The 20,447-nt window shown below is 40.4% G+C and carries 20 protein-coding genes; 4 read left to right on the forward strand and 16 right to left on the reverse strand.

Annotated elements, in window-relative coordinates; genetic code table 11:
* On the reverse strand, positions 1 to 651 hold the full coding sequence (locus AC27EF_RS06850; protein ID WP_487109840.1) for a redox-sensing transcriptional repressor Rex: 651 nt from the start codon (positions 649 to 651) through the stop codon (positions 1 to 3).
* Positions 652 to 871: 220 nt separating this feature from the next.
* Here AC27EF_RS06850 and AC27EF_RS06855 point away from each other — a divergent pair, with 220 nt between their 5' ends.
* Both AC27EF_RS06855 and AC27EF_RS06860 read left to right on the forward strand, forming a co-directional pair.
* Entirely contained in the window at positions 872 to 2,770 is a 1,899-nt protein-coding gene (locus AC27EF_RS06855) for an ABC-F family ATP-binding cassette domain-containing protein (protein ID WP_487109842.1), read from the forward strand.
* A 58-nt stretch (positions 2,771 to 2,828) separates the two neighbouring features.
* The gene (locus tag AC27EF_RS06860) at positions 2,829 to 3,845 is read left to right on the forward strand and encodes a glycosyltransferase family 2 protein (protein WP_487109843.1); all 1,017 of its coding nucleotides are present in this window, start codon (positions 2,829 to 2,831) and stop codon (positions 3,843 to 3,845) included.
* A gap of 86 nt (positions 3,846 to 3,931) precedes the next feature.
* On the opposite strand, the gene AC27EF_RS06865 is transcribed toward AC27EF_RS06860, so the two are convergent.
* The 3 genes from AC27EF_RS06865 to AC27EF_RS06875 are packed head-to-tail and all read right to left on the reverse strand — an operon-like array spanning position 3,932 to position 5,598.
* Complete coding sequence (locus tag AC27EF_RS06865; RefSeq protein WP_487109844.1) at positions 3,932 to 4,525, reverse strand: cytidylate kinase-like family protein; 594 nt, start codon at positions 4,523 to 4,525, stop codon at positions 3,932 to 3,934.
* 28 nt (positions 4,526 to 4,553) lie between these two features.
* On the reverse strand, positions 4,554 to 5,246 hold the full coding sequence (locus AC27EF_RS06870; RefSeq protein ID WP_487109846.1) for an LrgB family protein: 693 nt from the start codon (positions 5,244 to 5,246) through the stop codon (positions 4,554 to 4,556).
* Positions 5,239 to 5,598 (reverse strand): CidA/LrgA family protein, encoded by a 360-nt coding sequence (locus AC27EF_RS06875; RefSeq protein ID WP_487109847.1) that lies wholly within the window; start codon positions 5,596 to 5,598, stop codon positions 5,239 to 5,241. Before AC27EF_RS06875 ends, AC27EF_RS06870 begins: the two co-directional genes overlap by 8 nt.
* 92 nt (positions 5,599 to 5,690) lie before the next feature.
* Between AC27EF_RS06875 and AC27EF_RS06880 the strand changes: the two genes are divergently transcribed.
* Positions 5,691 to 6,590, forward strand: a complete 900-nt coding sequence (locus tag AC27EF_RS06880; protein WP_487109849.1) for a S8 family peptidase — start codon at positions 5,691 to 5,693, stop codon at positions 6,588 to 6,590.
* On the opposite strand, the gene hemW is transcribed toward AC27EF_RS06880, so the two are convergent.
* From hemW to gpr, 4 genes are read right to left on the reverse strand one after another with little or no spacing between them, the layout of a single operon-like run.
* Entirely contained in the window at positions 6,585 to 7,736 is a 1,152-nt protein-coding gene (gene hemW / locus AC27EF_RS06885) for a radical SAM family heme chaperone HemW (RefSeq protein WP_487109850.1), read from the reverse strand. The genes AC27EF_RS06880 and hemW overlap by 6 nt on opposite strands.
* Positions 7,726 to 9,531, reverse strand: a complete 1,806-nt coding sequence (lepA, locus tag AC27EF_RS06890) for a translation elongation factor 4 (RefSeq protein WP_487109852.1) — start codon at positions 9,529 to 9,531, stop codon at positions 7,726 to 7,728. Before lepA ends, hemW begins: the two co-directional genes overlap by 11 nt.
* Positions 9,532 to 9,572: 41 nt before the next feature.
* On the reverse strand, positions 9,573 to 10,682 hold the full coding sequence (gene spoIIP, locus AC27EF_RS06895) for a stage II sporulation protein P (protein ID WP_487109853.1): 1,110 nt from the start codon (positions 10,680 to 10,682) through the stop codon (positions 9,573 to 9,575).
* A gap of 21 nt (positions 10,683 to 10,703) precedes the next feature.
* Positions 10,704 to 11,552 (reverse strand): GPR endopeptidase, encoded by an 849-nt coding sequence (gene gpr, locus AC27EF_RS06900; RefSeq protein WP_487109855.1) that lies wholly within the window; start codon positions 11,550 to 11,552, stop codon positions 10,704 to 10,706.
* A 238-nt stretch (positions 11,553 to 11,790) separates the two neighbouring features.
* Here gpr and rpsT point away from each other — a divergent pair, with 238 nt between their 5' ends.
* Complete coding sequence (gene rpsT, locus AC27EF_RS06905; protein WP_487109856.1) at positions 11,791 to 12,054, forward strand: 30S ribosomal protein S20; 264 nt, start codon at positions 11,791 to 11,793, stop codon at positions 12,052 to 12,054.
* Between the two features lie 132 nt (positions 12,055 to 12,186).
* On the opposite strand, the gene holA is transcribed toward rpsT, so the two are convergent.
* From holA to AC27EF_RS06945, 8 genes are all read right to left on the reverse strand, one after another.
* A complete protein-coding gene (gene holA, locus AC27EF_RS06910; protein ID WP_487109857.1) occupies positions 12,187 to 13,179 on the reverse strand; it encodes a DNA polymerase III subunit delta in 993 nt (330 codons plus the stop codon).
* A 53-nt stretch (positions 13,180 to 13,232) separates the two neighbouring features.
* Positions 13,233 to 15,431, reverse strand: coding sequence for a DNA internalization-related competence protein ComEC/Rec2 (locus AC27EF_RS06915; RefSeq protein WP_487109858.1), 2,199 nt, complete (start codon positions 15,429 to 15,431; stop codon positions 13,233 to 13,235).
* A gap of 3 nt (positions 15,432 to 15,434) precedes the next feature.
* Positions 15,435 to 15,956 (reverse strand): GerMN domain-containing protein, encoded by a 522-nt coding sequence (locus AC27EF_RS06920; protein ID WP_487109860.1) that lies wholly within the window; start codon positions 15,954 to 15,956, stop codon positions 15,435 to 15,437.
* A 9-nt stretch (positions 15,957 to 15,965) separates the two neighbouring features.
* Positions 15,966 to 17,369, reverse strand: a complete 1,404-nt coding sequence (locus AC27EF_RS06925; protein WP_487109861.1) for a sensor histidine kinase — start codon at positions 17,367 to 17,369, stop codon at positions 15,966 to 15,968.
* 28 nt (positions 17,370 to 17,397) lie between these two features.
* Positions 17,398 to 18,087, reverse strand: coding sequence for a response regulator transcription factor (locus tag AC27EF_RS06930; RefSeq protein WP_487109862.1), 690 nt, complete (start codon positions 18,085 to 18,087; stop codon positions 17,398 to 17,400).
* A 17-nt stretch (positions 18,088 to 18,104) separates the two neighbouring features.
* Entirely contained in the window at positions 18,105 to 18,659 is a 555-nt protein-coding gene (locus AC27EF_RS06935; protein WP_487109863.1) for a helix-hairpin-helix domain-containing protein, read from the reverse strand.
* Positions 18,660 to 18,745: 86 nt separating this feature from the next.
* Entirely contained in the window at positions 18,746 to 19,183 is a 438-nt protein-coding gene (locus tag AC27EF_RS06940; protein WP_487109864.1) for a DMT family transporter, read from the reverse strand.
* 71 nt (positions 19,184 to 19,254) lie between these two features.
* Positions 19,255 to 20,445, reverse strand: coding sequence for an aspartate aminotransferase family protein (locus AC27EF_RS06945; protein WP_487109866.1), 1,191 nt, complete (start codon positions 20,443 to 20,445; stop codon positions 19,255 to 19,257).
* Positions 20,446 to 20,447 lie beyond the last annotated feature (2 nt).

The raw sequence follows: 20,447 nt of genomic DNA on the forward strand, positions 1-20,447 counted from the left end.
TTACATCTCACTCTCTTCCCGATTGTGAATATTGTAAGTCAGCGTCATCAGGCTTTCTGCCAAATGTACATTCTCCACCGTAACATTTTCCGGAAGATGCAAATCAATTGGGGCGAAATTCCAAAATCCTTTGATTCCCCATTCCGCCATCTTCCGGGCAATTCCCGGCGCCTGATCCTTCGGAATGGTGAGCGCTGCAATTTTAATATCATGGGTCTTAATAAAATTCTCCAATTCGTCCGTATCAAGAACTTTAACTCCCCGAACGGAAATTCCAATCAATTTTGGATTCACATCAAACAATGCCATCACCTTATATCCGTAATCTTCATTAAAAGACTGATAGTTGGCAAGAGCCTGCCCAAGATTTCCTGCTCCGACAATAATCATATCATTGCGCTGATCAAGCCCCAGAATCTTTCCGATCTCTGTATACAAATTGTCAACATTATATCCGTAGCCCTGCTGCCCAAATCCTCCAAAATTATTCAAATCCTGACGAATCTGGGACGCAGTTACCATCATCTGCTCACTTAACTCTTTTGAGGAAATTCTAGTGATATTTTTTGCCTTCAACGCGCCAAGATAGCGAAAATACCGTGGCAGGCGCTTTATAACTGCGGATGAAATATTCTTATCTGCGTTTCCCATCTGATTCCTCCAAACATTTATTCTGTTTCTATTATATAAGATTGTCTAATATCTGTCAATCTTTCTGCCATGAATCTATCCAAAATTTCTTGAACACTTCTACAGATTTTCAGTCTTTCGGAGGAAATGCCTTTTATTTTAGAGAAAAATATGATATTCTGAAAAATAGTGTCAATTACAACAAATCGTTGTAATATCTTATTTTTGAAAGGAGTTTTCTATGATTTTATCATGCCAGAATCTCTGCAAAACATTTGTCGAAAAGCCAGTTCTCAAAAATGTATCTTTTCATTTAAATGAAAATGACCGCCTGGCAATTATCGGATATAACGGTGCCGGAAAATCTACACTCTTAAAAATTTTAATTGGAGAACTTGGGGCAGACGAAGGCAATATTTCTATAAAAAAAGATACTTCCATCGGTTATCTTGCCCAACATCAGGAACATCAATTCCATCATACCATTTTTGACGAATTGCTTTCTGTTAAAAAGGATGTTATTTTGTTGGATGAAAAAATGCGCAGATATGAGCAGGAGATGAAAGATTTAACAGGAGATGCCCTGGAACAAAAAATGAATCAATACACGCAGGCTACCCACCAATTTGAACAGATGAATGGCTTTGCCTATAAAAGTGAGATCACCGGAATATTAAAAGGTCTTGGATTCTCAGAAGAAGATTTTAACAAACAGATCAACACCCTTTCCGGCGGACAAAGAACGCGTGTTGCACTGGGAAAACTGCTTCTGAAAAATCCAGATGTACTTTTGTTGGATGAACCGACAAACCATTTGGATGTCGCATCCATTCGATGGCTGGAAACTTATCTTTCTCATTATAAAGGCGCCGTCATCATCGTTTCTCATGACCGCTATTTTCTAGACAAAATTGTCAATAAGGTTATGGAAATTGAGTTTGGTAAATCCATGCTTTTTGATGGAAACTATACAGCATTTATTGAAAAACGAAATCAAATCAAAGCAATTCGGCTGAAAGAATATAAAAACCAGCAGCAGGAAATAAAACATCAGCAAGAAGTCATCCAGAAATTAAAGCGATTCAATCGGGAGAAATCCATCCGCAGAGCTGAGAGCAGAGAAAAAGCTTTAGAAAAAATCGAAGTTCTGGAAAAACCTATGGACTATAACGCTGACATGCGCCTTTCCATTGAGCCGGAAACGATCAGCGGAAACGATGTCTTAAGTTTAAAAGATGTCGCTAAATCTTTTAATTCAAAATCTTTATTTCAAAAAATCAGCGCTGACATTTTTCGGGGAGAACGGGTTGCACTGATTGGTCCAAACGGAACCGGAAAAACTACCCTGTTAAAAATCATCTGTAAAAAGGTCAGAAAAAATGAGGGGATCATCCAACTCGGCGCCGGTGTCACCATCGGATATTACGATCAGGCTCAGGATAATTTAGATTCATCCAAAACTATTTTTGACGAAATTTCTGATTCTTATCCTGATCTGACCAATACAAAAATCAGAAATACCCTGGCAGCGTTTCTATTTTACGGAGAAGATGTGTTTCGTCCGATTTCTTCTTTAAGCGGCGGAGAAAAAGGTCGTGTATCCCTTGCAAAATTGATGCTCTCCCATGCAAATTTTTTGATTCTTGACGAACCTACCAATCATTTAGATATTCATTCCAAAGAAATTTTGGAAACTGCAATGAATGCCTATACCGGTACAATCTTGTATGTATCGCATGACCGTTACTTTATAAACAAAACCGCAACCAGAGTTTTGGAAATTTCCGATCACGGATTGAATTCTTATCCAGGCAACTATCAGGATTATCTCCTCCAAAAGGAAAAAGAGAACAACACAAAACAGGAAGAAGCTCCAAAACCGGAAACAGTTACTGCATCAAAAGTCAGCTGGCAGCAGCAAAAAGAAGAACAGGCCAAACAGCGAAAAAAAGAGAATCGCTTAAAAAAAGTGGAGGAAGAAATTTCCAAGCTGGAAGAAACACAGGAACATTTAAATCTGCAAATGTCTTTGCCAGAAAACTCCACAAACTCTAAAAAACTCATAGAGCTGGGAAACCAGCACGCATTGATTACCGATTCTTTGGAAAAACTCTATGAAGAATGGGAAACTCTTTGCTAATTTCTATCAAAGAGATTATAATAGTAACTATAGGATGAAAACAAATTAGGAGGTTTATATGAAATTAATATCCTTTGTTGTACCTTGTTACAACTCTCAGGAATATATGCGTCATTGTATTGATACCTTATTGATCGGAGGAGATCAGGTTGAAATTTTAATTATCAACGACGGTTCCTCAGACCATACTGCTGACATTGCGGAAGAATACGAAAAGAAATATCCGAATATATGTCGTGCCATTCATCAGGAAAACAAAGGACACGGCGGCGCTGTCAACACCGGAATTGCCAATGCCAAGGGCATTTATTTAAAAGTCGTAGACAGCGACGATTGGGTCAATGAATATGCTTATGGTGAAATTCTGGACACCTTATCCAACTTTTACAGCCAGGGGACAGTTCTGGACATGCTTCTGTCTAACTATGTGTATGAAAAGCAGGGCGTTAAAAGAAAAACGGTTATCCATTACCGTCATGCCATTCCAAAAGAAAGAGTCTTTTGCTGGGATGAAGTCGGACGTTTTCCAGTCAGTCAATATATTTTAATGCACTCTGTGATCTACCGCACCGCTCTGCTCCATGAATGTCAGTTAGAATTGCCGGAACATACATTTTACGTAGATAATATTTATGTATTCAAACCTCTTCCATATGTCAAAACCATGTATTATTTGGACGTTAATTTTTATCGATATTTTATCGGACGAGATGACCAGTCTGTTAATGAAGCCAATATGATCAAACGAATCGACCAGCAATTTAAGGTAACCTATCTTATGATTGATTATCTTTCAGAATTTGACATTGTCAGCAAACCTCTTGCCCGTTATATGAGACACTATCTCTCCATTATTATGTGTATTTCTTCTGTGATCGCCGTGAAATCCGGAACAAAAGAGCATTTAAAGATGAAGAAAGAGCTCTGGAGATATCTCTATAAGAAAAATAAACGTCTCTATCGAAAAATCCGACACAGTATTACCGGATATGCCGTAAATCTTCCGGGATACGGCGGAAGAAAAGCAACCATCGGAATGTACAAAGCTGCTCGAAAATTTATCGGATTCAATTAAATGAAAAAACATCTCATTGAAAAACCATGCTCACTGCAGCTGTTGTCAAACGAGATGTTTTTTATTTATTCAAAAAATCATGTTTTTTAAGAGATAAGCCCTCGGATTTTCAAATATTCCATAATGACTTTCAAACACCCCTCGGTTCCAAGAATTCCCTGATCCAGGCACAATTCATAGCCATTGGACATTCCCCAAATTTCATTGGTGTAATATTTGTGAAATTCAAACCTCTTGGCATCCTCATCTTCCATTTCTTTTTCTGCCTGCTTTTTAGATAATCCCATCGCTCCCATAAGATTTTTTCTACGGATTTCTTTGCTTCCATGAAGAAAAATCCTGACAGTATTCGGTCTGCCGCAAAACAGATAATTCCCACAGCTGTCCATAACAATTCCACCTCTGTCCTCAATCACTCTTTTTATAATTTCAAACGGTACTTGGTTGATGTGCGTAAGATTTTCTCTCATGGCGATGGCATATAACAGACTATTGATTTGTCGGTCATGGTAAAAAGCGTTTAGCTCATCATAGTCTCTGGTTCCTTTGACTGCATCCAACAGACTTTCCTTATCATAGATCGGCAGACAAAGCTTTTCTTTTAACGCATCTGCAATCCTTTTTCCCATGGTCCCATGCTCTCTTCCAATGGTAATGATTAATTCTTTCGCTTCCTCCATACAATTCTCCCTTCCTTATTCTCACTCTCTAAATCAAAGGTGCAAAAAATGATACCATAACAACGGTCAAAACTCCTGATACCGCAACCGCAAGACTGCTCATCGCTCCTTCTACCGGCCCCATTTCCATCGCCTTTGCTGTTCCAATGGCATGAGAAGCCGTTCCCAGCGCCAACCCCTTTGCCAGCGGATTATGAATTCGGAATATACGAAATACGCCATCTGCAATCACATTTCCCAGAATTCCTGTAAGAATAATCACAGCAACTGTAATTGTTACAATTCCGTCAAACTCCTGCGAAATCCCAATTCCAATTGCCGTGGTAATTGATTTGGGAAGCAGTGTAACATAGAGCTGGTGATTGAAAGAAAATAATTTTGAAAGTACAAAAATTCCACCCAGACTGGAAAGTGTTCCGGCAAAAATCCCACATATCACCGCCAATAAATTTTTTCTAAGAAGATTTAATTGCTCATAAAGCGGCACTGCCAGACAAACCGTTGCCGGTGTTAAAAGATATGATACGTATTTGGCACTTTCATTATATACGGTATATTCCACATGCAGCGCCTTTAATAAAACAATTACAATCACAACTGCGATCAATAGCGGATTTAAAATCGCCACAGCAAACTTACGTTTCAGAACAAGTCCGATCTCGTAAGCAATCAGACTAAGAGCAGCTCCCAAAAACAGGGAAGTCCGAAACAATTCATTCATTTTTCGTCCCCCTTTTTGCAACGACTGTCTGCGATACCCGTCCGGCAACTGCCATTACAACAATGGTAATGACAACGGTGACGACTGATACGGGAAGAAGCACTGCTTTCAGCGCATCCCATGAATCCATCAATCCCACCGCAGCAGGTATAAACATTACCGGCATAATCTCAATCAAAAAAAACGCCGCGTCTTTTACCTGATTCAGTGCAACCACTCCGGTGCCGAGGCAGACCAGCATAAGGATCAATCCATATACACTGGCGGGAATCGGAAATGGCAGAAATACTTTTAAACTCTCACCCAAAAAAGATATTAAAATAATTAACATAAATTGTCTCAAAAATTTCATAAACTCCTCCAGTCTCTTCTCTCGTAGTTCTATTTTTGTCTCATTTTTTTCATTTTCACGTATTCTATCATAAGAAATATTAGGAGAACACCATGTATTCATCTGTTTCAAAACAAATCCATGCAGATCTTGCCCATCAGCATGGATTTCTCGGAGAAGGCATCGGTATTGCCTATTTGGATACCGGACTTGCCGGGCATAAAGATTTTTCACCATTGGATCAGCGCATTGCCGCCTTTGTTGATCTTGTCAGAGGGCGTTCCCGCCCATACGATGATAACGGACATGGAACGCATATTACCGGAATCGCAGCATCTTCCGCCTTGTACGAATCTGATTATCTTGGCATCGCTCCAAAGTCTCACATTGTTACCATCAAAGTGCTGGATGCCATGGGAAACGGTGTGCAGTCTGCCTTTATTCGCGGCCTGGACTGGATTCATCACAATTACCGTTCTTATGATATTCGGATTGTAAATATTTCTATTGGCACTGCGAACAACCATGATAACAAAGCTTCCGAAGAACTTCTCTTCCATGTAAACCAGCTTTGGGACGACGGTTTGGTTGTCTGTATCGCAGGGGGAAATCAGGGTCCCAACCCCCAAAGCATTTCCATTCCTGGAAACAGCCCCAAGATCATTACCGTAGGTTCCAGCGACGACTCATCGAAAATTATTGGAAATTATCGTTTCTCCAGCCACTATTCCGGCAGAGGACCAACCGCATCCTGTATTATGAAACCAGACGTTGTGGCACCTGGCACCAATATTCTCTCCTGTGGATTTTCAAACCGCTATACATTAAAAAGCGGAACCTCCATGGCAACCCCAGCGGTTTCGGGCGCTTTTGCACTGCTTCTGGAAAAATATCCTTATTATACGAACAAAGAAGTCAAAATTAAGCTTCGTTCCAGCTGCGACAAATTAAAAACCCCCAGACGCCATCAAGGCTGGGGGCTTATCAATCTCCAAAAATTGATGGATTTATAACGGTTCTTCCGGCAGTAAAAAATCAGAAAGAATATGATTACTAATCAGTACCCCTTCTTTGGTCAAGCGAATTCCTTCATCCGTTTCCTCCATCCAGCCGTGCCCCACGGCTTCTTTTATCACATCCTGATAAACGAAAGCCATGGAGCAGCCGAATAACTGACGAAAAAGAGTTTTTGACACTCCCTGGGTTTTCCGGAGTCCAAGAAACATAAATTCCTCCATTCGTTCTCTGTCAGATAAGGTGACTGCTTTTTCCAGACTTTCACAAAAATTTTGTGTACCAAGATACGCTTTTAAATCTGACGGATGATCAAAACGTTTCTCATCCAGATAGGAAGATGCATTTAATCCCACGCCAAGATAGGGAACCGCTGACCAATATCCAAGATTATGCCGGCTTTCATATCCTCTCTTTGCATAATTTGAAATTTCATATTTATGATAACCGTACTCTCTAAGAATCTCTTCTGTCATCTGATACATTTTAAGCTCTTCCTCATCTGATGGAAGATCACAGCTAAGATGATCGTTTTCAAAAAACGGCGTTCCTTCTTCAATGATCAGACTGTAAGCGGAGATGTGCTCCGGTTGTAATTTGGCAACTCTTCTCAGACTCTTTTCATATGACGATAGTGTTTGTCTGGGAATGGCACTCATCAGATCCACATTGATGTTCTCAAACCCTGCTTCTCTCGCCTGATGAAATCCATGCAAAAATTGTTCATACGTGTGAATTCTTCCCAGGTAAGAAAGTTCCTTTTGTACAGTCGTCTGAAGTCCAAAACTGATTCGATTGATTCCCGAAGTTCGATATGATAAAAGTTTTTCAAAATCTACGGTTCCCGGATTGGCTTCTATGGTAATTTCAGCATTATTTAATACCCGAAATTCCTTCAAAATAGTTTGGCAAAGACTTTCCATTTGTTCTTTTTCAAGGGAAGAAGGGGTACCTCCGCCAATAAAGATTGTAGATACTTTGGGATGTCCAAGTTTGTTCCCCCATTGACAGAGTTCTTCCTTTAGTTTCTCCATATACCGGCAAATAACTTCTTCTGATGCCGGAAAGGAGCAAAAATCACAATAATTGCATTTTGCAATGCAGAAGGGAATATGCACGTACAATTCTATTGCTTTAGTCTTCATCCAGTTTCAAAACGCTCATAAATGCTTCCTGTGGTATCTCTACGCTGCCCACCTGACGCATTCGTTTTTTTCCTTTCTTCTGTTTTTCCAAAAGCTTTCTCTTTCGTGAAATATCTCCGCCGTAACATTTCGCAAGAACGTCCTTACGCATAGCTTTGACTGTCTCGCGTGCGATAATCTTGCTTCCGATTGCAGCCTGAATCGGAATTTCAAAGAGATGTCTTGGAATTTCTTCTTTTAATTTTGAGCACATCTTGCGTCCGCGCTCATATGCCGTATCTTCATGAACAATAAAAGACAATGCATCCACCTCTTCTTTATTGATCAGAACATCCAATTTTACAAGACGGGCCGTCTCATATCCTTTCATTTCATAATCTAACGATGCATATCCTCTGGAACGAGATTTCAGTGCATCAAAAAAGTCATAAATAATCTCATTGAGCGGAAGTTCATAGCGAAGAAGCGCCCGGGTTTCTTCCATATATTCCATTCCGAGATAAACTCCTCTCCGTTCCTGACAAAGCCCCATAATGGCCCCCACAAACTCTGAGGTTACCATGATTTCAGCCGTCACAATCGGTTCTTCCATATGATCAATTTCTGAAGGATCCGGCAAATTAGAAGGATTGGTAAGCTCGATCATCGTTCCGTCAGTTTTATATACCCGGTAAATTACTCCCGGAGCTGTCGTAACCAAATCAAGATTATATTCTCTCTCCAATCGTTCCTGAATAATTTCCAAATGCAGAAGACCCAAAAACCCGCATCGGAATCCAAAGCCTAAAGCAATCGATGTCTCAGGTTCAAACTGAAGCGCCGCATCATTTAGCTGAAGCTTTTCCAATGCGTCTCTCAAGTCAGGATATTTTGCTCCGTCTGTGGGATACAGTCCGCAATATACCATTGGATTAACTTTCTTATAGCCCGGGAGAGGTTCTTCACACGGATGATTAAAATCTGTAATCGTATCTCCCACCCTTGTTCCCTGTACGTTCTTTAGACTGGCTGTTACATAGCCAACCATCCCGGCAGACAGCTGGTCACACGGAATAAACTGTCCGGCTCCAAAAGTTCCCACTTCCACAACTTCGGCACTCTCCCCGGTCGCCATCATTTTCATACGGGTTCCTGCTTTGATGGTTCCTTCTTTGATTCTCGTAAAAATAATAACACCCTTATATGCATCATAAATACTGTCAAAGATTAATCCCTGAAGCGGTCCTTTCGGATCTCCTGACGGCGCAGGAATTTTTTCTACAATCTGCTTCAAGACCTCTTCTACATTTTGCCCGCTTTTTGCAGATACCAAAGGAGCATCTTCCGCCTCAATTCCAATGACATCCTCAATCTCTGCCTTGACTCTCTGGGGATCTGCACTTGGAAGATCAATCTTATTGATTACTGGCATCACCTCCAGATCATGATCAATGGCAAGATATACATTGGCAAGAGTCTGAGCTTCAATTCCCTGTGCCGCATCCACTACTAAAATTGCCCCTTCACAGGCAGCAAGACTTCTTGATACTTCATAATTAAAATCCACATGTCCCGGCGTGTCAATAAGATTAAAAATATATTCTTCTCCATCCTCTGCCTTATAAACAATACGTACCGCCTGGGATTTAATTGTAATTCCCCTCTCTCGCTCTAAATCCATATTATCCAGAACCTGCTCTTGCATCTCGCGATCTGTTAAAGTTCCTGTCATCTGGATAATCCGGTCTGCCAGCGTAGATTTCCCATGATCAATGTGTGCGATAATGCAAAAATTTCGTATTTTACTCTGATCCATACGTTCCTCCTAAATCTATTCTGTCAAAAAGACAGCCTGACTTAGTATAACACACTATTTAATAATTCAGCAAGTAAACTCATGGATGCTTTTGCCTGCCGTACCGTATTATTTTGTGCCCCCACTTCTACAAGGAGGCTTCTGCCCCGATAATGAAGGTTATAGCGATATCCTTTCATGTAGATTTTTCTTGTAAATCCCGGATATTTTTTCATTGCCTCTGCCTGAAGCTGAAGACTGAATGCCAAATTCATTTTTTTATTGGGATTTTTTAAATAAGCAAGGTTCCCATTGGATGCCGTACGGCTTACCCCATTAAAAAACATAATTTGTGCCATCCGCTCTCCATTTTGTGTGGTCTCAAGCTTCACGTTATTGCCCACACCATCTCTGTGCAGATCAATGACCACCTGAATTCCCGGATATTTTTCCAAATGATTTTCTATGGCATCGGCTGCAAAATTATAAGCCTTTGACCGCTCCTCCTTTCCATTTTTAATATCGTAAATATTTCGGTCATGCAGCACACGAATTCCCTTTGCCTCCAATTTCTTTGTCAGCTCATCTCCCACACCGATTACCGTATCCGATTTCTTTCCGGCTCTGCTGTCTTTGTAGGTCTCACTTCCGTGGGTATGATAAATTAAAATTTGCGGAGATGACGCTTTCTTCAGGCGAAGATCCATATTCATCAATACTTTTCCGTTAATTTCACTGTCTGTTACCATGGTAGTGCTGTCAATTTGATAAATATACTTTCTTAAATATGCCGGGGAATCCCAGCTTTTTGCATGAAATTTTTTTCCTTCCTTTGCCACTTCCTCCACATTCTTATCTGTGGACTCGTCATCTTCAAAATGATAATATTCTTCTGAAACCAGATCGGACTCGGATGTCCTCTTATAATCTTCACTGTACTGCAAAATCGGAAGAAAATCTGTACGATATGCAGAAATCATTCCGGAAAGGACTGTCCCATAAATCGGCTGCTGCTTGTTCTGATAAGAAGGGAAAAAACCTTCCATCAGCCGGTCATAATATTCATAAATTGTTTCCTCTGTAAATTCTCTTTGATATGCAGTCTGTACTGCAAAAAACAAAAAAAACAGAAAAATGCAAAAATTGACGATTTGTTTTTTCTTTTTATCCATAGTTTCATTTTATTCATGACTTTATGAAATATGCAACAAATGATTAATTCCTTCCGAGATTGTATAACTGATTCTTTTCATTGACTCGTCAATATTTTTTGGCGTTACATGCATAGAAATAAATTCCGGTTCCAGATGCTGCATCGCTTTTTCCTGATCTTCTCCTTCTAAAAGATCATTGAGAATTGCCGGAACAGAAATAACGGTTGGAACTCCCACTGCCAGCACCGGAATCCCCACTGTATGTTCTGTAATCTCATTGCGATGATTTCCAACTCCGGAACCTGGAGCAATTCCTGTGTCACTGATCTGAATCGTCCGGTTTAATCTGCTGGAGCTTCTGGCAGCCAGCGCATCAATGGCAATTAAAATATCCGGCTTTGCTGTTTTTACCAGTGCACCGATAATTTCACTGGTTTCAATTCCGGTCTGTGCCATAACACCCGGTGCAATCGCGCTTAATTCCAGAGAATCATTCAGTATTCCTGTCTGTTTCAAATGTCTCGTAACATATAAATTGTTTACAACCCTCGGTCCCAGAGAATCTGCGGTAACATCTGCATTTCCAAGACCTGCCACTAAAATTTTTGCTCCATCCGGGATCATTTCTTTTAAGTTTAAAAATAAGGCTTCACTCATCTCTTTATGAAACCCTCCGTCATTTTCAGTTAAATTTTTAGTCTCAATGGTAATATACTGTCCCTTTGGTTTTCCTAAAGCTTTTTCTCCCTGTTTATTTTTAATAAAAATTTTTGTTTCTTTGATATGATTGGATGTATCAATCCTTGTCTTGACCGAAACTCCTGACAATGAAGATTCTTCCTCCTTTTCTTCCTTAAGCTCCAGCGCTAAATCTGTGCGGTTCTGCATAATCTGTCTCCTTTTCTTTCCAAAGATACTCCTAAAAATTCTGTTCATCTCTCACCTTCTTAGTATTGGATTTTTTTAAAAAAATATGTATTTTTTTCTTTAGAGATCTTGACAAATCCCATAGAATTCTATAGAATGTAACAGTATGTTTTGTCTATGGCTCACCGTGTCTCGCTGTAGACAGATAGCAGAATCATAAATTAAAAAAATTACAGTTATCATATTGGAGGTGCCCACTTTGGCAAACATTAAATCAGCAAAAAAGAGAATTAAAGTTATTGAAACAAAAACAGCAAGAAATAAAGCGATCAAGACAAAAGTAAAGACATACATTAAAAAGGTGGAAGCAGCTGTCGCAGCAGGTGATAAAGCAGCTGCAAATGAAGCTTTAACAGCTTGCATTTCAGAGATCAATAAAGCAGCTTCTAAGGGAATCTATCACAAAAATACAGCTGCAAGAAAAGTTTCACGCTTAACAAAAGCAGTGAACGCCGTTGCTTAACAGCATCTTATACAACATACAAATAAAACATTAACCCACAAAAAGAGGAGTCACCGTCAGACTCCTCTTTTTTGTGGTATCAGGAAACGAGAGGTTTCCTTTCCATTTCCTAACATACTCCAATTTGTCGTTTTATTCCGAATCAGTTGATTGACTAAACTCAATCAATAAGAGTTCTACGCCAATCCGATCCTGAATTTGTCCGTTTTTGATTTGTTCATCGGTTTTTGCACACGCCTCAACCATCATATAAAGTGTTTTCGAAGAAAACATCTTTGCCTGCTCCTTCAGCTTTCCTGCAACAAAGGGCGGAACCTTCATGACTTTTGCTATCTCTGTATTGCTCTTCCCAAGACGTTCCAGATCCTTTACTTGAAGAAACTGATTACATTGACGAACCAGCAGCGCTAAAATCCCGAAAGGAGATTCTTTCAATTCAATCAAATCATAATACAGCGTCAAAACTTTTTCTCTCTGCTTTCTGGCAATGGCTTCCAACATCACAAAAATCTGACTGCTGATCTGAGAAGACGTTAAAACGTTCAAATCCTCCGATGTAATTTCACTGCGGCCGTCAGTGTAAGAAATCAATTTTTCCAGTTCATTTTTCAGGGTAAACATATCATTGCCGCATCGGTACAAAAAATCTCGAAGTACAACGGCAGACATTTGCTTTTGGCTCTTTTTCAGCAACGATGTAATCCATCTGGATAGTTCCTGTTCTCTGGCAGGTTCAAAATTTACCACATGCCCTTCCTTTTTTAAAAACTTATAAATTTTGGAGCGTTTGTCAACATCATCTTCGATAAAAAGCAGCACCGTCGTATCCGCACACTCTTTTAACTGCACCAAAAAAGTTTCCTCTGTTTTTTTCCCGAGACCGGTTTGATCCAATACGATGAAACGATGATCACAAAAAAAGGGCATGGTCTTTGCCAACTCCGCAATCTCTTTTGTATCCGCCTTTTTCCCTTCGAAATATGAATAATTCATGGTGTCCTCAGGATCAACCAACGCTTTTTTTAATTGATCCCGCATTTGAAATACCATATACTTCTCACTGCCATAAAACAGATAAAATCTTGGGAATGTGTTTGTTTTTATATGTTCTAATACCTTCTTCATATCCCTTCACATCTTTCTTTTTCTGCTCTCGTAAGTATACCCTTTTTCAGATCTTATTTCAATGACTGTCGTTCTTTTTCCTGAAATATCAATGCCCCGTCCCGATCCGTACGATAAATATAGCTGCCGCTTTCCTTCAGCCGCTTTAGAGTCTCCGAATGAGGATGTCCGTAAAGATTTCCTTTCCCGCAGGATATTACAGATATTTCGGGTTTTGTTCTATTTAAAAATATTTCTGATGTTGAATTTTTTGATCCGTGATGGGCAACCTTTAAAATTTCCACAGACTGCAGTTCTTGCTCTAACAGTTCCTCCTCTCCTTCTTTTTCCACATCCCCGGTCAAAAGAACCCGGAATCCCAAAAGTTTTCCCTGCATTACCAGAGACGCAGCGTTTTTCTCCAGAACCGTTCCCTTTTGCGGATGCAGAACTTCCAGCGAGATGCCTGCTCCTTCCATTCTCTGCCCTTTTGACAGTGTAAACACTTGAGTTTTTGCTTTTTTCGCCATCCTGCGAAGTTTTAGCGCCGTTTTATCTTTTGCAGCCTCGGGAATGCCAAGATATTCAATTCTTCCCATTTTTAACAGCTCCACAATTCCGGAATAATGATCCAAATCCAGATGACTCACAACTGCAACTTTCACTTTGGAATAGCCACAATATTTCATATAAGGAAGAATCCGATATCTTCCCACCTGATCTTCGCTGCTACTCCCGCCATCGTACATGATTAATCCGGCATTCGTCCGGGCAATCATACAATCTCCCTGTCCCACATCTAAAAATGTCACTGTATGTTTTTTCAGAATCGGAATGGAAATCACTGCATAAATCCCTACGTAAATCAAACAAATCCGTATTCCAAAACGAATCTTGTCATTTTTCATAATCAAAAGAATGAAAACACCATAAAAGAAAAAAACCCATATTTCCGGTACCGCTCCGATGGTCAGCATTCCATATTGCTGTTTTGCGATCCAAAGAACGCACTCAAAGATCTGTCCGATTCCCCAATGAAGCGGTGTATACGGCAGCCAAAGCACTACAACAGCAGCAAAAAAAGCAACCGATGCCATAGGTACTGCTGCAAAATTTGCCAAACCGGAACATAATGGTGTTTCGTACTGAAGATAGAGAATCATGGGCAGCATTCCCAATTGAATTGCCGCACAAAACAGAATGGAATCCAGAATTTTTTTCAACCCGCCTCTAAAAACCGGCTTTAAAATTTGAAAGCAGCCGATCACCGCCACTGCGGTAAACGATAAAATAAATCCCGTATCACAAATGTAAAAAGGGTGAAGGGAAAGAAGGAATATCCCAGCAAGCCCTGCGGAAGACAGCATATCATAACATTCTCCAAGGACCTGCGCCAGACAATATACTGCAAACATCACAACCGCTCGCATCGACGATACGGACATTCCTGTCAAAAGACAGTAAAACCAAGCCAAAAGCAATCCCACCACAGAACTAAGAAGGAATCCACCTCCAATTTTTTGCATCAGCCGATACATCTTTTGCCCAACCAACGAAATATGAAGTCCTGAGACTGCCAAGAGATGAATTAAGCCGCTCTCACGAAAATCATCCTTTATCTCATCCGATAATCCCGTTTTATCCCCCAACACCATGCCGCGAACAAAATTCCGAACCTCCCCCTGATACTGTCTTTGAATCTGCATCTCACAAAAACATCGGGCCTGTTCCAGCATCCTTGAAAATTTTATTTCCCGATGTCCTAAAACTTCAATTTGATCTGAATAACTATAGTAATAAATCCCCTTTGAAAAATAATAACTTCTGGATGAAAACTGTCCGGGGTTGGATGCCTCCTCCCAAACCCTCAAGTCTCCTTCAAAACGAATTTTATCTCCTACAAAGAGATCGGTTTTCCCGGAATCATATAATAAAATTTCTCCTTCCAGATGATCATTTTTTAAAGTAACTGCACGTTTTCCGCTTTTTGTTTTTGATAACTTGCGAATTTCTCCAGAAGAAAGCTCTGTTTCCCGCTTTTCTGCGATTTGGATGTCTCGCTCCATTGTCTGACGCTGAAAAAAGAGCAAAAAGCTTCCTGCCGCCACTCCAAAAATAATCCAAGCGTATCTTCGATCTTTCCAGGTCAAATACAATATAAACAACAGATATGGGAAATAGTAAAAGACCGCTGACACTGACACACCATGCCAAACAGCGGTCATGCCGGATACATATCCGACAAATATAAGAACCATTGGTCTATTTTTCATAAGCTATTTCATTGGCAGCTTTCCAAATACAAAGCTATCCTGTCCCAAGGCTCCCAAAGCCGTCCCATCTGTGTCCAGCATTGGTTTCCCCGAAATTGAAAACGACACATAATTAATTCCTTCAATCTGTGTTAAAGTGTAGACAATCCCCGCCCGACAAATCAAATCCTCATTTTCTTTGATTCTCTTATAGTCGGAAGAAAAATCCACAGACACAATATTGCTGCTGACACTGACATTGCTGATCACAACTCTTCCGGGAATTGCAGATTTATGCTCTTTCTTATCTGAATCCACCTTCTGCATCTGCACCAACAGCTTCTGAACCTGCTTCTCCAATCCACCCTTTAATTTCAAATTCTTTCTTATTTCGATTAAGCGGGTACAATCTTTATTTGTATAATAAACTGCCGTTCCTTTTTTCTCATCCTGGTCATTGGCTTCATTTTTAGACCGGCATCCTGCTGCCAAAGCCATTAGGATCAGACCGAATAAGAAAATCATACAGATTCTGCTCTTCTTCACGATAACCTCCTAGCCTTTGTATTTCAGCGGAATTCTAAGGGTAAATGTTGTACCTTCTCCTACTTTGCTGTAAAGCTTAATTTCGCCATTGTGCAGCGAGATTACATTCTTCGTAATTGCAAGACCCAGTCCGGTGCCTCCGGTGTCTCTGGATCTGGCTTTATCCACCCGATAAAAGCGATCAAAGACTTTGTCCTGACAATCTTTCGGAATTCCCACGCCGGAATCCGCCACTTTTACATAAAAATATTTATGATCCGCATTCAGCGTTACTCGAATCCATCCGGCATCCTTATTGTACTTTACGCCATTCTCAATCAGATTGGTCAGACCAAGCGTCAATTTCACCTCATCAATTTCCGCGGTAACCGGACGAAAACTTTCAAAGATTAATTCAATATTCCTCTGAAGTGCCAAAGGTTTTACCCGCTTCATAATAATCTCCAGCAGTTCATTGATATTCACATTGGTTATATGAAGCTGCGCGGCCTTCTTATCCAGTTTAACAAGCGACAGAAGATCCGATATAATTACATTTTCGCGATCAATCTCCTCTACCATATCCTGCATAAACTCCCGATACAGCTCAGCCGGAACCTGATCTCCTTGCTGAAGAAGAGAATCCGCCAAAACCTTCATAGAAGTCATTGGCGTCTTTAATTCATGAGATACATTGGAAACAAATTCCTGTCTGGAATCTTCCAGCGTCTGCATCCGCCCAAGAATCTCATTAAAGCGATGAATAATATTGCGTACTTCCAAAAATCCTGTTTCCGCAACCGACTGATCTTCGTGTCCGGACGCAATAAAGTCAACATCCTTCTGAATTTTCTTCAGGTCTATTGTCAGAATATAACTAAGCACAAATGCCGCTGAAAAACTGCAGATTAAAAATGCCACCAAAAGCATATTTCTGCGATGTTCCATCTCCGATACAGCACTCATCATATCGGCTCTCGGAATTGTTGCAATCACAACGCCTAAAATTTCCTGCTTCTTCCCAACTTTAGAGAGCGCCGGAACCATAATTTCAATATAGGAGGTATCTTTATCGGAAACAATTCGCCTTTTTTTGCCTTCCATAATCGCTAAAATATCATCATTTAAAAAAAAGCGTGACTGAAAATCCGTATGGGTATCCTTGATAATTCTATAATTGCTTTTTATGATAATGATTCGCCCACTCATACTTGCCGCAAGCTCATCTGTCTGGGTAGAAAGAGAATTGGAGCTGTCATCCATCAAAAAATCAACTCCAACTACTTGGTTGCCAAGCCAATTTAATTGACTTGCAATGCTGTCAACTTTCTGCTCCCAGGCTTTCTCGCTGTACCCATCATTCAGAAGCTTACTAAACAAAACCGCAATCAGCACAGATACGAGGAATACAGACATAAAAATAAAAAACTGCATGCTGTGCAAGAAGGCAAACCGATTTGCCTTATGCTTGAAAATAATAACCTACCCCCCACTTTGTATGTACATAATCCGGCACGCCGGGATTTACTTCAATCTTTTCTCTTAATCTGCGGATATGTACATCCACGGTTCTTGCATCCCCTGGATAATCGTATCCCCAGACAGTATTGAGCAAATCCTCTCTGCTGTAAACTTTATTGGGATGAAAAACAAGAAGCTCTAAAAGATCAAATTCCTTAGCTGTTAAATTCACTTCCTTATCGTGGATATGTACCCTGCGGCTTTCACAGTCAATCTTCAAGCCCCTGCATTCCACAATCTTTTGACGTTCTTCTTCCCTGACCTCATGGTGTACGCTCCGGCGCATAATCGCTTTGATCCTTGCCTTAACCTCTAAAATATTAAAAGGTTTTGTGATATAATCATCCGCACCATATTCCAGACCAAGAATCTTATCCATATCCTCACCCTTTGCCGTCAGCATAATAATCGGAATATTGGAAAACTCACGAATTGCCTGACAAACTTCAAAACCGGAGAGTCCCGGGAGCATCACATCCAGCAAAATGATATCATAAGAGTTCTCTTTTGCCTTTTTTAAAGCTTCCTCCCCGTCATAGGCACAGTCTACCTGCATCTCATCCTGCTCCAGACTGAACTTGATGCCTTTTACAATTAGTTTTTCATCGTCAACAACTAAGACCTTTCTCATTTTTTCACCTCTACCATTTATATTGTTATCTTATCTTTGATCTTGCGATACACTCCCTCTTTGATGCCCTGAATCTTCATAATATCTTCAGGTTTAGAAAAAGGACCATGTTCCTGTCTGTAGGCTATGATATCAGCAGCCTTCGCTTCTCCAATGCCAGACAACGTCATCAATTCCTGCGCATCAGCAGTATTGATATTTACTTTTTCAGAGAAAGAGTCCACGGCTTCTTTCTCTGTCTGTGCATCCTTTGATTTCTCTTTCTTCGATGGCACATAGATCTGCTGACCGTCTTTCATCTTTTCTGCCTGGTTAATACTTTCTGCTGCCGCCTTGGAAGTAAATCCACCTGCCGCTTCCACAGCCTTAACTACCCGGTCTCCTTCTGAAAATTGGTAAACTCCAGGATGTTTTACCTGACCGCAAATATCCACATAAATTTTCTCTGAAGAGGTTGTGGTCACTGACGGCTTTTCTTCAGGAAGATGAATTTCTTCCTTTTTTGAACAACTTCCTATGCACAACGCAAATCCCAATATAATACTGAATATTCTGACTCTTTTAAACAACACTACCCTCCGGTCACTGCAAAGAGTCTGGAACATGTAAATCTCTTCTCCATTATATCGAAAAAAATATTACATCACAAGAGAAATATTTACGATTTCCACTTAAATATTACGAGCCCTGTTACAAACAATGCCACTCCCAACAGTTTTATCCATTGGAATTCTGTTTTTTGTGTCCCAAATAATCCGAATAATTCTATAAGATAGGATACAATTGTCTGAGCAGCAACAATCAGCATCGCAGACTGTGCAGGTCCCAATGCGCTGATACTGCGAATCACGGTAAATGTAATGCCCGCTCCCATAATCCCGCCTAACAATAAATATTTTGGTGTTACCTTGGCAAGCATGAGAAAGCTTTGCTCTCTCTCTGTGAAAAACCAGATGAGAATACATGCCAGAAATCCGGTCAGCTGAACAAACGTGCTGGTTGTCCATGTACTGCTTTGTTTTGTCACTGCAGTGTTAAAAACTCCCTGCACACTCATCAGAGCCCCGGAAATTAACGCAATTATAAATCCAAACATAAAGAACCTCCATTTCAAAATCTATGTTATAACACATAGTTTTGCCGTGAAGGCTCTTTTCTATTCAAAGATTATACAATACAGTTTTCTAAAATCCGAATCATCTCATCCACATGCTTCTCTTCAATGATCAGAGGCGGCACAAAACGAATCACATGATTTCCTGCCGAAATTAAAATTAATCCCTGTGCCAAGGCGCGGTTTACTATGTCTCCCACTGACTTTTCAGGAGAAAATTCCAATCCCTGCATCAGAGCAATCCCCCGATGACCGACAATGCAGTCAAAACGTTCCTTTAATACTTCCAATTTCTCCCACAGATAACTTCCGACCTCTCGGGCATGTTCCGGAATATATAACTGTTGAAATTGATCAAATACTGCATTCACCGCTGCACATGCCAAAGGATTACCTCCATAAGTGGTTCCGTGATCTCCCGGAACCAGCGCTCCGTCCGCTTTTTCTCCCACAACAAAAGCTCCCACCGGAACTCCGCATCCAAGGGCTTTGGCAAGGGTCAGCACATCCGGTTTCACTCCGTAAAGATCATGTGCAAACATAGAACCACAGCGTCCCATGCCACACTGAATTTCATCAAAAATTAATAAGATGTCCTTCTCATCGCAAATGCGTCGCAGACCCTCTAAAAACTTCTGATCGGCAGGATAAATTCCTCCTTCGCCCTGTACCACTTCACAAATGATTCCACAAGTTTTGTCCGTAATTTTTGAAGCCACATCCTCAAGATCATTAAATTCTGCAAATACTGCACGAAATTCTTTTGGGACAAATCCATCTTGGTAATGACTGTTTCCTGTAACCGCTAATGCCCCCTGGCTTCTGCCATGAAAGGAATGATTCATTGCAATAAACTCATAATCTTTTGAGGGATCTTTTTGGTAAGCATATTTTCTTGCAACTTTTAAGGCTCCCTCGATTGCTTCTGTTCCGCTATTTGTAAAAAATACCTTATTTAATCCTGAAGCTTCCGCAATTGTTTTTGCAGCCTTCACCGCCGGGATATTATAGTAAAGATTTGAAGTATGAATCAATTGATCAATCTGTTCTTTCAGCGCACGATTGTATGCTTCATTCCCATACCCCAGAGCAAATACTGCAATACCGGCTCCGAAATCCAAATATTGATTCTGGTCTGCATCATACAAGTAAACGCCGTTCCCTTTTTCTAATACGACCGGAAAACGATTGTAGGTCTTTAATAAATATTGTTCCCCCTGGTCCATATATTCCTTCTGTGTCATAT

Source organism: Anaerostipes stercorihominis (assembly GCF_057535655.1).